Origin of the sequence: Glutamicibacter sp. NPDC087661, assembly GCF_044743275.1 — a bacterium.
In the GTDB taxonomy this organism is placed as follows: domain Bacteria; phylum Actinomycetota; class Actinomycetes; order Actinomycetales; family Micrococcaceae; genus Glutamicibacter.
In genome coordinates this window covers 1-12,709 of sequence record NZ_JBIUWE010000007.1, presented here as the reverse complement: position 1 = coordinate 12,709, position 12,709 = coordinate 1, and the positions used below count along the sequence as shown (strand labels likewise).

Genomic DNA, 12,709 nt, shown 5'->3' with positions numbered 1-12,709 from the left:
AAACAACTCGCAAAAGGCCAACTCATGTCATCGACTGTCACTCGCACCCAGGAGGAGCGCCGGGTTCTTGCCGGCACCCTGGTGGGCACCACCATTGAGTGGTACGACTTCTTCATTTTCGCCCAGCTCACCGCGACCCTGCTGACCCCGTTGTTCCTCGAGCCCCTGGGGCAGTCGAATCCGGGTGTCGCGCAGATCCTTTCTTTCGCAATGATTGGCATCTCCTTCTTCTTCCGTCCCCTGGGCGCAGTGGTTGCCGGCCACCTGGGCGACCGCTACGGACGCAAGCGCATCCTGGTGCTCACCCTGATCCTCATGGGCGTTGCCACCGCGGCCATTGGCCTGTTGCCAACCTACGCGTCCATCGGCGTGGCCGCGCCAATCCTGCTGGTGCTCCTGCGCGTGGTCCAGGGCTTCTCGGCCGGTGGCGAATGGGGCGGTGCGGCCTTGATGGCGGTAGAGCACGCACCGAAGGATCGCCGCGGCTACTTCGGCGCCTACCCGCAGATCGGCGTGCCCATCGGCATGATCCTGGCTACCGGCCTGCTCTACATCCTGCGCGTTGCCATGAGCCCGGAAGAGTTCGCCGCATGGGGCTGGCGCATTCCGTTCCTGCTCTCCATTGCGCTGATCTTCGTGGGCTACATGATCCGCCGTGCGGTCGAGGAATCCCCGGTCTTCAAGCAGCTCGCCCAGCGCAAGGCTTCCGAGCACACCCCGCTGCGCGAGCTGATGACCAGCCATTCCAAGCAGGTCCTGCAGGCAGCGCTGATCTTCATCTCGAACAACGCCGCCGGCTACCTGGTGATCGCGTTCTTCATTTCCTACACCACCAAGGTCCTCGAGATGCCGGTGGCACCGATCCTCCTGGCTACCACCATCGGTTCGGTGGGCTGGCTGATCTTCACCCTGGTCGGCGGCTGGCTTTCGGACAAGATCGGGCGCCGCAATACCTTCGTGATCGGCTACGCGCTGGTGTTCATCTGGATGATCCCGATGTTCCTGATGGTCGACACCGGAAACATCGTGCTGTACACCATTGCGATCTTCGTGCTGACCGTTGGCCTGGGCTTGTCCTACGGCCCGCAGTCGGCGATGTACGCGGAGATGTTCCCGGCGCAGATCCGCTACTCGGGCATCTCCATTGGCTACGCCATTGGTGCTATTCTGGGCGGTGCCTTCGCGGCCACCGTGGCGCAGATCCTGCTGGAGACCACAGGCTCTTCGATCTCGATTGCCATCTACATCATGGTGCTGACCATCATTTCCGTGGCAGCGGTGCTCTGGGTGGGCGAGACCCGTGGACGCAACCTGCACGTGGAAGAAATCGAGGGCGAACAGGCCGACTCGCGCGTGGCGCACTAGTTTCGCGGCAGCACCATGCCCGCGCAGGCAACGGATCAAGCGATCCTGGCCTGCGCGGGCATTTGCGCGTCTGGCGACCGGTGGTTTGGCGATCAGCGGGCGGATGCAGCGGGCAGTTTGCTGCACGGCCGACTTCCGGCCACCGCCATCCATTGCGCCTAGGCCGTCGGCATGCGGGACCCGAATGCTTGGCCAGGTTACTGGGCGGGGCGGGTCGTGGAGGAGCGCACGATCAGCCGATGGCCCAACTCGTGGGCTTGCGCCGGTTCCTGGCCGCGGATAGCACGCAGCAGCATGGCGACCGCCAGCTGCCCCTGCTCATGCGGACGCTGCTCGACGGTGGTCAAGCCGAAGAGCTCGGCCAGGTCGTGATTGTCCACGCCGATGACCGACAGGTCATGGGGCAGCTGCAAACCGAGATCGCGGGCGGCCAGGATCGCGCCAATGGCCATTTCATCACTGGCTGCGAACACTGCCGTCGGTCGGGATGCCGGGTTGCCCAGCAGCTGCTTGGCCACCGCGTAGCCCTGGGCCATGGAGAAGTCCGCGCTGGCGAACAGCGACTCATCCAGTTCAAGTCCAGCCTCGGCCAGCGCCCGCTCGTAGCCGGTGCGGCGGTGGGTGGGCACCATGAAATCCACATCGGTTTCCGCGTTGCCGCCGATGAAGCCAATGCGTTCATGGCCCAGGGAGATGAGGTGCCCGGTCGCGAGGGCAGAAATCGCTTCGTCATTCACGTGCAGGGTCGGCACACCGGGAAGCGGTCCTCCCACGCCAACCAGGGGCTTGTCCATGGCCAGCAGCGCCTGGACCTCGTCCCCAGCCAACTCGACGTTGACCGCGATCACCGCATCCACGCGCTGGCGCAGCAGGAAATCGGAGAAGATCTTCTCGCGCTGGGTGCGGTCCTTGGTCAGCTGATAGAGGGTGGTGTCATAGCCCTCGTCCATCAAGCGGCTGGAAATGCCTTCCAGCACGCAGGCATAGAACCAGTGGTTGATCACCGGAACGAGCACGCCGATGTTGCGGGTGCGTCCCGAGGCCAGCCCGGACGCGGAAGATGAGACCACATAGCCCAGCTCGGTGGCGGCGCGCTGCACAGCCTCCTGCGCGGACGCGGAGACAGAACCCCGGCCAGATAATGCGCGCGAGACGGTGGCAATGGATACGCCAGCGGCTTGTGCGACGTCTTTGATCCCGGCCACTTCTCTTCCTTCCTTCATAGGCACAGCCGTGGCTAGGGGAAATTCCTTCCCCTGGCCACGGCTCCTGCCCAACATTACCCGGTGCGGCTGCAACCGGTCAGCAGATTGCCGGCTACGGCAACTGGAACCAGAGCGTGGTTTCGCCCGGAATCATTCCCGATTCCGCCGAAATCTCGCTTTGGCTGCGCACCAGTTCGGTGGCGCCCTGCGCACCGGCAGGCAAAGGCTGTGCAGTTGCAGCGTAGTTGGCCACGACCAGCACAGTGCCGTTGGCGAAAGCCAGAACATCATCTCCGGTGCCTTCGACCCAATCCAGGGTGCCGGTGCCCAGTGCATGATCCTGGCGCAGCTGCAACAGGCGGCGATACAGGTTCAGCGTGGAGGACTGGTCATCGACCTGCGCATCGCGGGCGTAGGAGTCCCAGCCTGCAGGCTGCGGCAGCCAGCTTTCACCGGTCGCGCTGAAGCCGAAAGCGGGCTTGCCGCTTTCCCAGGGCAAGGGCACCCGGCAGCCGTCACGCCCGTAGCGCTCGCCATTGGTGCGCAACCAGGTAGGATCCTGGCGCGCCTCATCTGGCAGTTCAACGGCTTCTGGCAGGCCCAGCTCTTCGCCCTGGTAGATGTAGGCGCCACCTGGCAGGGCCAGCATCAACGCGCTGGAAGCACGAGCGCGACGCAATCCCACGGCAGCCTCCGGCAGGTTCGGGGTGTTCAGGCCGATGCCCTCGCCCTGCGGGTTCTCATCGGTCAGCGCCAAGCGGGTCGCATGGCGCACCACGTCATGGTTGGAGAGCACCCAGGTGCTCGGGGCGCCGACCTTGCCGAACTCCTCCAGAGACTGGTCGATGGTTTCGCGGATCTGCTGGGCATCGAAGTCGCAAGAGAGATAAGGGAAGTTGAAAGCCTGGTGCATCTCGTCCTCGCGCACCCACTTGGCCATCAGCGACAGGGGATTGACCCAAGCCTCGGCGCACAGCACGCGCTCGCCGTCGTACTCGTCCATGACCTTGCGCCAGTCGCGGTAGATCTCATGCACGCCATCCTGGCCCCACCACGGAGCCAGTTCGTCGGTGCCGCCCATGGAGGCGCCGCTTGGGTCCGGGGTGAAGTCCGGCAAGCCCTCGGCCTTGATCAGCCCGTGGGCCACGTCAACGCGGAAGCCGTCGGTGCCCCGGTCCAGCCAGAAGCGCAGGACGTCGCGGAACATCGCGCGCACTTCCTCGTTGTGCCAGTTGAAGTCCGGCTGCGAGGAGTCGAAGATATGCAGGTAGGACTGGCCGGCGCTGCCATCAGGATTCGTGGTTTCGGTCCACATGGGGCCGCCGAAGACTGAATCCCAATTATTCGGGAGCCCGGTTGCCGGGGTGTCCTTGAAGATGAAGCGGTCGCGTTCGGGGGAGCCGGGCGCGGCCTTGAGTGCTTCCTGGAACCACGGGTGCTGGTCCGAGCAGTGGTTCGGAACCAGGTCGATGATGACGCGCAGGCCCAATGCGTGGGCCTTGGCCACCATCGCGTCGTAGTCCTCCAGGGTTCCAAACAGCGGATCCACATCGCAGTAGTCCGACACGTCGTATCCGGCGTCCTTTTGCGGGGAAGTGAAGAATGGCGAAAGCCAAATCGCGTCGACCGAAAGCTGCGCGATGCTTTCCAGGCGTTCGGTAATTCCGCGCAGATCACCCATCCCATCGCCATTGGAATCGGCGAAGGAGCGCGGGTAGATCTGGTAGATCACCGAGGAGCGCCACCACTGCGAGTCTTCGGATTGCACAAGGGAATCAGCTACTGAACGAATTGAAGTCATGACGGTAACGATAAATGATTCACCACAGTTTGTAAACGCTTGCAATTATGCTTCAAAGCCTTCGTTCCATGGTGAGGTCTGAATTCGAGCCTCGGCCGATAAAAACTGATTTTTATCGGCGTTGTTGTCAATTTTCATGATCTGTGCCACGCTGTAAACGCTTACAATCAATGTGTTACTCGCACCACTAAAGACCCGACCGGCAGGCCCAGCGGAAATCGCGGCCGACCCGGTCCCTGATGACACAGTTGTCACGAAAGGACATCCCATGAAGGTGAATAAGCACCCTTGGCTTCTCGGCGGAGCACTGACGGCCATTGCCGCACTCTCGCTCACCGCCTGCGGCGGGTCTGGCTCCAACACGCCAGCAGTTTCCTCCAGCCCCGCAGCGGCGCAATCCTCGCCGGCAGCTGCCTCCGGCGGCAAGCTGACCGTCTGGGTCGACGCCAACCGCGAGCCAGTGCTCAAGGATGCAGCAGCTGACTTCGAGAAGCAGTCCGGGGTCAAGGTGGACCTCGTGATCAAGGACTTCTCCAAGATCCAGGAAGACTTCCTGCGCCAGGTTCCAACCGGCAAGGGCCCGGATATCACCATCGGCGCCCACGACTGGTTGGGCAACCTGGTCAACAACGGCGTAGTCCAGCCAGTTGAGCTGGGCGACAAGGCCGGCGAGTTCCAGGACGTCGCGGTCAACGCCATGAGCTACGAGGGCAACACCTACGGCGTTCCCTACGCCACCGAGAACCTGGCCCTGCTGCGCAATGCGGATCTGGTCAAGGAAGCTCCAAAGAGCTTCGATGACATGATTGCCGCCGGCGAGAAGGCCGGCACCGAATTCCCATTCCTGGTCCAGGTCTCTGATGTCGGCGATCCATTCCACGCCTACCCGTTCCAGACCTCCTTCGGCGCACCGGTGTTCGGCACCGATGATACGGGCGCCTATGACCCGGCAGATCTGCAGATCGGCAACGAGGGCGGCATCGAATTCGCCAAGTGGCTGGCTGAAGAGGGCGAAGAAGGCAACCTGAAGACCAGCCTCGACGGGGACATTGCCAAGGAGAAGTTCGTCTCCGGCGACTCGCCATTCTTCCTGACCGGTCCATGGAACGTGGAAGCAGTAGAAGAAGCTGAAATCAACCTGGAAATCGACCCGATTCCATCGGCCGGTGGCGAGCAGGCCCAGCCATTCGTCGCCGTGCAGGGTTTCTTCGTTTCCGCGAAGACCGAGAACCTGCTGGCCGCTACCGAATTCCTGACCAACTACATCGGCACCGAAGAAGTCCAGACCGAACTGTACGAGGTAGGCAACCGCCCGCCGGCAAACAAGGCGGCATTCGAAGCGGCCAAGGCCGATGAAACCATCGCTGCCTTCGGCGAGGTCGGCGCCAACGGCGTGCCAATGCCGAACATCCCGGAAATGGCTGCCGTATGGGAGTTCTGGGGCGTAGCCGAGGCCGAGATCATCACCGGCAAGGCTGATCCGGCCAAGCGCTGGAAGCAGATGACCTCGGACATCGAAAAGGCCATCTCGAAGTAGGAACGCCTGCCACCAGGCACAACGATGGGCGCTGGGGCCGGGAGGAACTCCTCCGGGCCCCAGCGCCTGCAATTCACCAGCGCTAACTGCACTTGATCGACAGGGACATCTGGAAGATGACAAAGACCGCCCGCCAAGGGCCGCAACCCGGCACCGAGGAGACGAAGCCCAAGCTGTCACCGGCAGCCAGGCGCTTCGCCAACGCCACCAGTACCTCCACTGGCGCCATGCTCGCCAAGATCATCCTGGTGGCGATCGTCGATGCGACCGCGCTCTTCGCGGTCTTCACCGCACTGGGGCGCGAAGCCTGGGCGATCGCCGCGGTGATCGCGGCCATTACCGTGCTGATCAACGTGGTCTACTTCAAGCGCGGATGGCTGCCGGCAAAGTACCTGCTGCCGGGCACCATCTTCCTGCTGATCTTCCAGGTCTTCGTGATCGGCTACACCGGGTATATCGCCTTCACCAACTACGGTTCGGGGCACAACTCGGATAAGGATGACGCGATCAGCGCGCTGCTGCAATCCAACCAGAACCGCGTCGAGGGATCAGCCGGCTACCCGGTGTCCATCCTCGAGGGGCAAGACGGGCTGGCGATGCTCATTGAGCGTGATGGCCAGCAGCTGCTCGGCGATGCGGATGATCCTTTCGCCCCGGTAGACCCCGCTGGCCTGGGGGACTACTCCGAACTGGCTTTCGCCGATTTGCTGGGCCGCCAGCAGGAGGTCACCTCGCTGGCCGTTCCATTCACCGAGAACCCGGCAGATGGCACCGTGCGCACCAGCGATGGCCGCACCGCCTACCAGTACACTTCCTCCATCAAGCATGATGAAGCCGCGGACACCATGACCGATCAGCAGACCGGCGTGGTGTACCGGGACACCGGCGTGGGCGCGTATACCGCGCAAGACGGCTCGCAGCTGATGCCCGGCTGGTCCATCAACGTGGGCTTCGAGAACTTCACCCGTGCGGTCACCGATTCCTCGATCCGCAACGCCCTGTTCTCTGTCACCGTGTGGACCTTCGCCTTCGCCTTCCTGTCGGTGGCGACCACCTTCTTCCTCGGGCTGTTCCTGGCGATTGTCTTCAACGACATGCGCATGAAGGGGCGGAAGGTCTACCGCGTCATCTCGATCCTGCCTTACGCATTCCCTGCGTTCCTGGGCGGGCTGGTCTGGGCCGGCATGCTCAACCGCGACTTCGGGTTCGTCAACCAGGTGCTCCTGGGCGGAGCGCAGATCCCTTGGCTGACCGACCCGTGGCTGGCGAAGTTCTCCGTGCTCTGGGTGAATCTGTGGCTCGGATTCCCATACATGTTCCTGGTCTGCACCGGGGCGCTGCAGTCCATTCCGAATGAACTCTCCGAAGCGGCCACCATCGACGGGGCGAAGCCGTTCCAGATCTTCCGGTTGATCAAGCTGCCGCTGCTGCTGGTCTCGGTGGCTCCGCTGCTGATCAGCTCCTTCGCCTTCAACTTCAACAACTTCAACGTGATCTACATGCTCACCGAAGGCGGGCCGCGCATGCAGGATGCAGGACTGAACGTGGGATCCACCGACATCCTGATCTCCATGGTCTACAAGGTGGCCTTCGTTGGCTCCCAGCGCGACTATGGGCTGGCCAGCGCCTTCTCCATCATCATTTTCGTGATCGTCGCGATCATCTCGATTATCAGTTTCAAGCAGACCAAGGCACTGGAGGAGCTGAACTAATGAGCACCGAAATCACCGGCAGGCCGGTAGCCGGCGCACCCAAGGGACGCGCGGGGCGCCAGGGCCTGGGCAAATGGTTCGCCTCCACCGGCTGGCGCCACCTGATCGGCGTGGCCCTGTGCATCTATGCGGCCTTCCCGCTGCTCTACGTGCTCTCGGCCTCGCTGAACCCCAATGGAACCCTGCTGTCTTCCAACGGATTGTTCACCACCATCGGCTTCAACAGCTATGTGGAGCTGTTCCAGAATCAGCAGCGTCCCTTCGGCGCCTGGTTCATCAACACCTTGGTGATCGGCCTGACCACGGCGGCCGCTTCGGTGTTCCTCGGCGCCTTGGCTGCCTACAGCTTCTCGCGGATGCGCTTCACCGGCCGCCGCGTGGGCCTGGTCAGCTTGCTGATTGTGCAGATCTTCCCGCAGCTGCTGGCCGTAGTGGCGATCTTCATCCTGCTCACCTCGCTGGGAGATGTCTTCCCGGTCTTGGGCATCGATAACCAGATCGCATTGATCATGGTGTACCTGGGCGGGGCACTGGGTGTGAACACCTATCTGATGTACGGCTTCTTCAACACCATTCCGGTGGAAATCGATGAAGCGGCGAAGATCGATGGTGCTGGCCATGCCCGCATCTTCTTCACCATGATCCTGCGCCTGGTGGCACCGATCCTGGCCGTCGTGGGCCTGCTGTCCTTCATTTCCAGCACCTCGGACTTCGTGATCGCCTCGGTCATCCTGGTCTCCCCGGAGAACCAGACGCTGGCTGTGGGACTGTACTCCTACGTCTCGGAGGAATTCACCTCCAACTGGTCGGTCTTCGCTGCCGGTGCGGTACTGGCAGCGATCCCGGTGATGGCATTGTTCCTGTTCTTGCAGAAGTACATTGTCGGCGGCCTGACCGCCGGCGCAGGCAAGTAGCCCGCAGCAACTGACCGCTTCGGGCAGATGGGGCAACGCCACTGGCGTTGCCCCATTTTGCCTGCGTCAGCCCATGGGCCGGAGCACGTAGAGTAAAAGGCATGAAGCCCTACTTGCCGCGCGCCGCCCGCAACTACCTGGAGCAACTTCGCCGTGCGCTGGATTTCTTGTCTTTGCAAGAACGCAACGAAGTCATTGAAACCACCAAGCAGGAGATTCTCCGCCTGCCTGGCGGCGGACGCCGCAAGAGCGATTTGATCCGCTTGCTCGGCGAGCCTGCCTCGCGCGCGCTCAAATTCGAACGCCATGAGCCCGAAGCCCTGGAAGTGGGCAGCGGCAAGTACTTCTTGACGCGTATTCTGGCGTGGCCAATTTTCGCTCTCGCACTGCTGACCCTGATGGTGGTGCTTTTCGCCCCGCCGCAAGCCGCCTTGGCCAACGAACAGAGCTTCGTCTTTGTTGCCGGGGGAGTTGGCGGGCTGCTGGGGCAACTCGAATTGCTGATCGGATCCCAGCTGATTTGGCTGGCGTTCATTCCGGTCATCCTCAGCCTGGTTCCCTTGTGGCTGCCCAATAGTGCCGGCACCACCATCCACATCGTCGGGGCTGTGATCATGACCGTTATCTGCGCGGCGGGTGGCGGACAGCTCTCGCTCTTTTTCATTCCGGTGACCGTGCTGCTCTGGGCACAGGTTTTCACCCCGCTGCTGATGATGCGCGGTTCCATGGCAAGCCCCGGGCCCGGCTGGCTGGTGTGCGCGGCGGTGCTGCTGATCCTGGTCCTGGGGTATGCCAGCTACCAAGGCCTGGCCAGCTTCAGCGCTGCGCCATGGCTGATCCTGGCTCCGGCCGCGCTGCTGGCCGTGCTGGCGATGCTGTTGCCCTTCCGCTGGAAGCTGGCTCATATTGCGCTGGTCGCAGCCGGCCTGCTGGTGATGGCCGCTGGATTCGTCGCTGCGCTGCCAGGAACCTACGGGGCGGTCCTGGCCTGGCCGTGGCTGGCTGGCGGCATGAGCTTCGCCGTAGGACATCTCGCGCTAGCTGCCGGCATGTGGCACGAACGAGCCAGGAAATTGCTGGCCCTGTTTTAGGAGTTTCAATACTTGTAGGCGCTTAATGGGAATTTACAGAGAAAATGCGTATATCCTCGTGACATGGCCGAGAATAAGGAAAATTCCTCTCCTGAACCGACAAAACGTGGTCGCGGGCGCCCGCGCAAGGACTCTGAATTCCAGTCCCTGAGCAAAGAGCAGCTGGCCCAGAAGGCTCTGGAAATCGCCGGTGCCGAGGGCTACGACGCGCTGACCATGCACCGTCTTGCGGCCGAATTCAATGTCACCCCGCGGGCGTTGTACAACTACGTGGCGGATCGCCAAGAAGTCATCAACCTGGCGGTGGGGCGCTTCATCTCGATCAATCCGCTGATCGAGTTCGACTGCAACGACTGGAAGCTCGGGGTGACCGAAGCGTACAACGCGACGCGCCGGGCCTACCGGGCCTACCCCCGGGCCTCGCAATTGACGCTCGACGAAAAGCTCAAGGTGGAGCCCGGCCCGTTCCGCAATGAATTGATGGAACGGATCCTCGCCTTCTTCGTGGATATCGGCCTGACGCTCAAGCAGGCAGTGGCCATGGTCCGCGCCCTGGAACGGGATGTCCTGGGTTTCGTGATGCATGTGGATTACTACTATGACCGCCGCTCGAAGGACAGCCCGGACTACGTGAGCTCGCTGGTGCCGGTCCAATTGCTTGACGCCTACCCGGAAGTTCCGACACCGCTGGCACGCCAAGCGCTCGAGCTGCCGCAGCAAGACAGCGATGACCTTTTCGGGGAAGTCGTCGAGTTGCGGTTGCTGGCCATTGCGCAGATGCTCGAGCTCAACCGGGCCGCCGAAGACCGCAAAGAATGAAATAAGCACTTCGACAGGGAATATTAGCCAGCTGGCCAACGCTGTAGGTTGAAGGACCGCAGGATTGTGCGGCCTGGAATTCGTTTGAAAGTTGGCCCATGTCCCAGAGCAAGCCGCATCCGGTACCAATTGCTGAAGAACTCTCGGCCGGAGCGCGATGGCGATTGCTGGGCGTGCTGCTGGCAGCGATGTTCATGTCGCTGGTTTCGGTCAGCATCGTCAACGTGGTTCTTCCTGCCATCGGTTCCACCCTGCATGCCACCGAATCGGACCTGCAGTGGGTATTGGCCGGATATGCGCTGACCTTCGGCGTGGTTCTGGTTGCTGCCGGACGCGCCGGCGACCTGCTGGGCCGTGGCGTGATGTTCGTGGCGGGTTTGGCGATCTTCACAGCCGCCAGCATCCTCGCAGGGCTGGCCGCGGATCCACTGGTATTGAACATTGCCCGCTTCATCATGGGCGTTGGCTCGGGCCTGCTCAACCCCCAAGTGATGGGCATGATCCAGCAGCACTTCCGTGGCGCGGCCCGTGGCCGGGCCTACGGGCTGCTGGGCACCGCCGTCGGCTTCTCGGTAGCTATTGGGCCGGTGCTGGGCGGATTGCTGATCAACTGGTTTGGCGAAGACGCCGGCTGGCGCGCCACCTTCTTGATCAACGTCCCGGTCGGCGTGCTGGCTATTGTCCTGGCGCTGCTGTGGCTGCCCAAGCCGCTGTTCAACAAGCCAGCGGGCAAGGTGGATCTGGACCCGGTTGGCGGCCTCCTGCTGGCGGTTGGCATTTTCGCCCTGCTCCTGCCATTCGTCCAGGGCCGCGAAACCCCATGGCTCTGGTCGCTGCTGGCCTTGGCAGTCCTGGTCATGGTGCTCTGGGTCTGGTGGGAGAAGAAGTACAAGAAGCTCGGGCGCGAACCAATGGTGGAATTGGCCCTGTTCAAGATCCGCAGCTTCACCAACGGCACGCTCATTGCGGGCCTGTACTTCATGGGTGTTTCCAGCGTCTGGGTGCTGGTGGCCATTTACGTCCAGCAATCCCAGGGTTTCAGTGCCCTGCAGGCAGGGCTGATCTGCCTTCCCGCGGCCCTGCTCTCCGCCTTCAGCTCCGACATCGCCGGACGCTATGTCATGACCGTGGGGCGAAAAATGGTCATCGGCGGCATTCTCAGCGCCCTGTTCGGCCTGCTGGCCACCATTGCCGTGGTGGTCCTGGAGGATCGCGGGCTGCTGAACATCTGGTGGATGCTGCTTTCGCTGGCCTTCATCGGCGTAGCCCAGGGCTTCATTATTTCGCCTAACCAGGCGCTGACCCTCATGGAAGTTCCCGTGGCCAACTCCGGCAGTGCCGGCGGCTTGATGCAGACTTCCCAGCGCGTGGGCACTGCGGTGGGCATTGCGGTGATTACCGCTGTCTTCTACGGCATGAACCACGTAGCCGGGTATTCGATCGCCATGGCGCTCTCATTCGCTGCCATTTCCCTCTTGGTCCTGGCCACCTTGCTGGTCGGTATCCTTGATCTGCGCCATAGCCATGCTGCCCGCAGCAAGCCAGTTGCCGAAGAAGTCGTTCCCGTCAGCACCGGCGTGCAGCGTACGGTGACCGGGGCAATCGAGGTTGTCGGGCCGAAGGAGCCTACCCAGCCAGTAGACTCCCAGCCGTAATCCGGTACTGGCCAGCGGGTGGGCCGAAGACCTAGGCTGGGGGATATGAAGCGATTCTTCCTGCGCACCGCGGCACTGTCTTTGGCTTTCGGTGTTGCCGCCTGCGGGGCGACCCCGGGCGAGCCGGGCGCCAGCCAGCCAACTGAAAGCGAGACCAGCGTGATACTCCAGGATCCGGTCGGCTTGTGGGGCAGCAAGGAGCAAGGCCAGCCGTGGCTGGAGCTTGCCGAAGACGGCAAGATCACCGGCAGCGATGGCTGCAACCGCCTCGCCGGTACCTGGAGTGCATCCGAAGACCTGGAATTCGCCGCGCTGGCTTCGACCAAGATGTTCTGCGAAGGCGTGGATGACTGGCTCTCGCGCGCTGCCTCCGCCAAGCTGGAGGACGGCGAAAAGATGCTTGTCCTTGACGCAGACGGGAAAGAGCTAGGAACCCTTGCCTTTGGTGGCAAGGGATCCTAGCTCTTTGCTGCTTCAGCCTGAACTATGCGCTGACGCGGTAACCGGAGATCATCGGGCACTCGAAAGGATCCCGGGCCGATAGCCCGACCTTGTTCAGGTAGGTGATCACCTGTGCGTAGGATTCGCGGACACTGGCCACGGTGTATGG

The 12,709-nt window shown here is 62.5% G+C and carries 10 protein-coding genes and 1 pseudogene; 8 read left to right on the top strand and 3 right to left on the bottom strand.

From position 1 onward, the window contains the following. Positions 1 to 24: 24 nt before the first annotated feature. Entirely contained in the window at positions 25 to 1,365 is a 1,341-nt protein-coding gene (locus ACIOTN_RS16470) for an MFS transporter (RefSeq protein ID WP_105658444.1), read from the top strand. A gap of 197 nt (positions 1,366 to 1,562) precedes the next feature. Here ACIOTN_RS16470 and ACIOTN_RS16465 read toward each other — a convergent pair whose 3' ends face one another. Then, the gene (locus ACIOTN_RS16465; RefSeq protein ID WP_105658460.1) at positions 1,563 to 2,570 is read right to left on the bottom strand and encodes a LacI family DNA-binding transcriptional regulator; all 1,008 of its coding nucleotides are present in this window, start codon (positions 2,568 to 2,570) and stop codon (positions 1,563 to 1,565) included. A gap of 112 nt (positions 2,571 to 2,682) precedes the next feature. Next, on the bottom strand, positions 2,683 to 4,371 hold the full coding sequence (locus ACIOTN_RS16460; RefSeq protein ID WP_402735739.1) for an alpha-amylase family glycosyl hydrolase: 1,689 nt from the start codon (positions 4,369 to 4,371) through the stop codon (positions 2,683 to 2,685). A gap of 268 nt (positions 4,372 to 4,639) precedes the next feature. Here ACIOTN_RS16460 and ACIOTN_RS16455 point away from each other — a divergent pair, with 268 nt between their 5' ends. The 7 genes from ACIOTN_RS16455 to ACIOTN_RS16425 all read left to right on the top strand — a co-directional run bounded on the left by ACIOTN_RS16455 (position 4,640) and on the right by ACIOTN_RS16425 (position 12,561). Beyond that, entirely contained in the window at positions 4,640 to 5,908 is a 1,269-nt protein-coding gene (locus ACIOTN_RS16455) for a maltose ABC transporter substrate-binding protein (RefSeq protein ID WP_105658446.1), read from the top strand. 116 nt (positions 5,909 to 6,024) lie between these two features. Then, complete coding sequence (locus tag ACIOTN_RS16450) at positions 6,025 to 7,620, top strand: ABC transporter permease subunit (RefSeq protein WP_402735738.1); 1,596 nt, start codon at positions 6,025 to 6,027, stop codon at positions 7,618 to 7,620. Next, on the top strand, positions 7,620 to 8,534 hold the full coding sequence (locus ACIOTN_RS16445; RefSeq protein ID WP_105658448.1) for a sugar ABC transporter permease: 915 nt from the start codon (positions 7,620 to 7,622) through the stop codon (positions 8,532 to 8,534). Before ACIOTN_RS16450 ends, ACIOTN_RS16445 begins: the two co-directional genes overlap by 1 nt. A 101-nt stretch (positions 8,535 to 8,635) precedes the next feature. Next, entirely contained in the window at positions 8,636 to 9,625 is a 990-nt protein-coding gene (locus ACIOTN_RS16440; RefSeq protein ID WP_402735737.1) for a hypothetical protein, read from the top strand. 63 nt (positions 9,626 to 9,688) lie between these two features. Next, positions 9,689 to 10,444 (top strand): TetR/AcrR family transcriptional regulator, encoded by a 756-nt coding sequence (locus tag ACIOTN_RS16435; RefSeq protein ID WP_402697297.1) that lies wholly within the window; start codon positions 9,689 to 9,691, stop codon positions 10,442 to 10,444. 98 nt (positions 10,445 to 10,542) lie between these two features. Beyond that, entirely contained in the window at positions 10,543 to 12,099 is a 1,557-nt protein-coding gene (locus ACIOTN_RS16430; protein WP_105658451.1) for an MFS transporter, read from the top strand. 45 nt (positions 12,100 to 12,144) lie between these two features. Next, on the top strand, positions 12,145 to 12,561 hold the full coding sequence (locus ACIOTN_RS16425; protein ID WP_105658452.1) for an META domain-containing protein: 417 nt from the start codon (positions 12,145 to 12,147) through the stop codon (positions 12,559 to 12,561). Positions 12,562 to 12,583: 22 nt separating this feature from the next. Here the strand turns inward: ACIOTN_RS16425 and ACIOTN_RS16420 are convergent. Further along, positions 12,584 to 12,709, bottom strand: a pseudogene (locus tag ACIOTN_RS16420) (acyl-CoA desaturase); the annotation flags it as partial.

Coding starts and splice junctions, on each gene's coding strand:
- ACIOTN_RS16470 (WP_105658444.1), top strand. CDS start 25: ATGTCATCGACTGTCACTCGCACCCAGGAGGAGCGCCGGGTTCTTGCC.
- ACIOTN_RS16460 (WP_402735739.1), bottom strand. CDS start 4,371: ATGACTTCAATTCGTTCAGTAGCTGATTCCCTTGTGCAATCCGAAGAC.
- ACIOTN_RS16455 (WP_105658446.1), top strand. CDS start 4,640: ATGAAGGTGAATAAGCACCCTTGGCTTCTCGGCGGAGCACTGACGGCC.
- ACIOTN_RS16450 (WP_402735738.1), top strand. CDS start 6,025: ATGACAAAGACCGCCCGCCAAGGGCCGCAACCCGGCACCGAGGAGACG.
- ACIOTN_RS16445 (WP_105658448.1), top strand. CDS start 7,620: ATGAGCACCGAAATCACCGGCAGGCCGGTAGCCGGCGCACCCAAGGGA.
- ACIOTN_RS16440 (WP_402735737.1), top strand. CDS start 8,636: ATGAAGCCCTACTTGCCGCGCGCCGCCCGCAACTACCTGGAGCAACTT.
- ACIOTN_RS16435 (WP_402697297.1), top strand. CDS start 9,689: ATGGCCGAGAATAAGGAAAATTCCTCTCCTGAACCGACAAAACGTGGT.
- ACIOTN_RS16430 (WP_105658451.1), top strand. CDS start 10,543: ATGTCCCAGAGCAAGCCGCATCCGGTACCAATTGCTGAAGAACTCTCG.
- ACIOTN_RS16425 (WP_105658452.1), top strand. CDS start 12,145: ATGAAGCGATTCTTCCTGCGCACCGCGGCACTGTCTTTGGCTTTCGGT.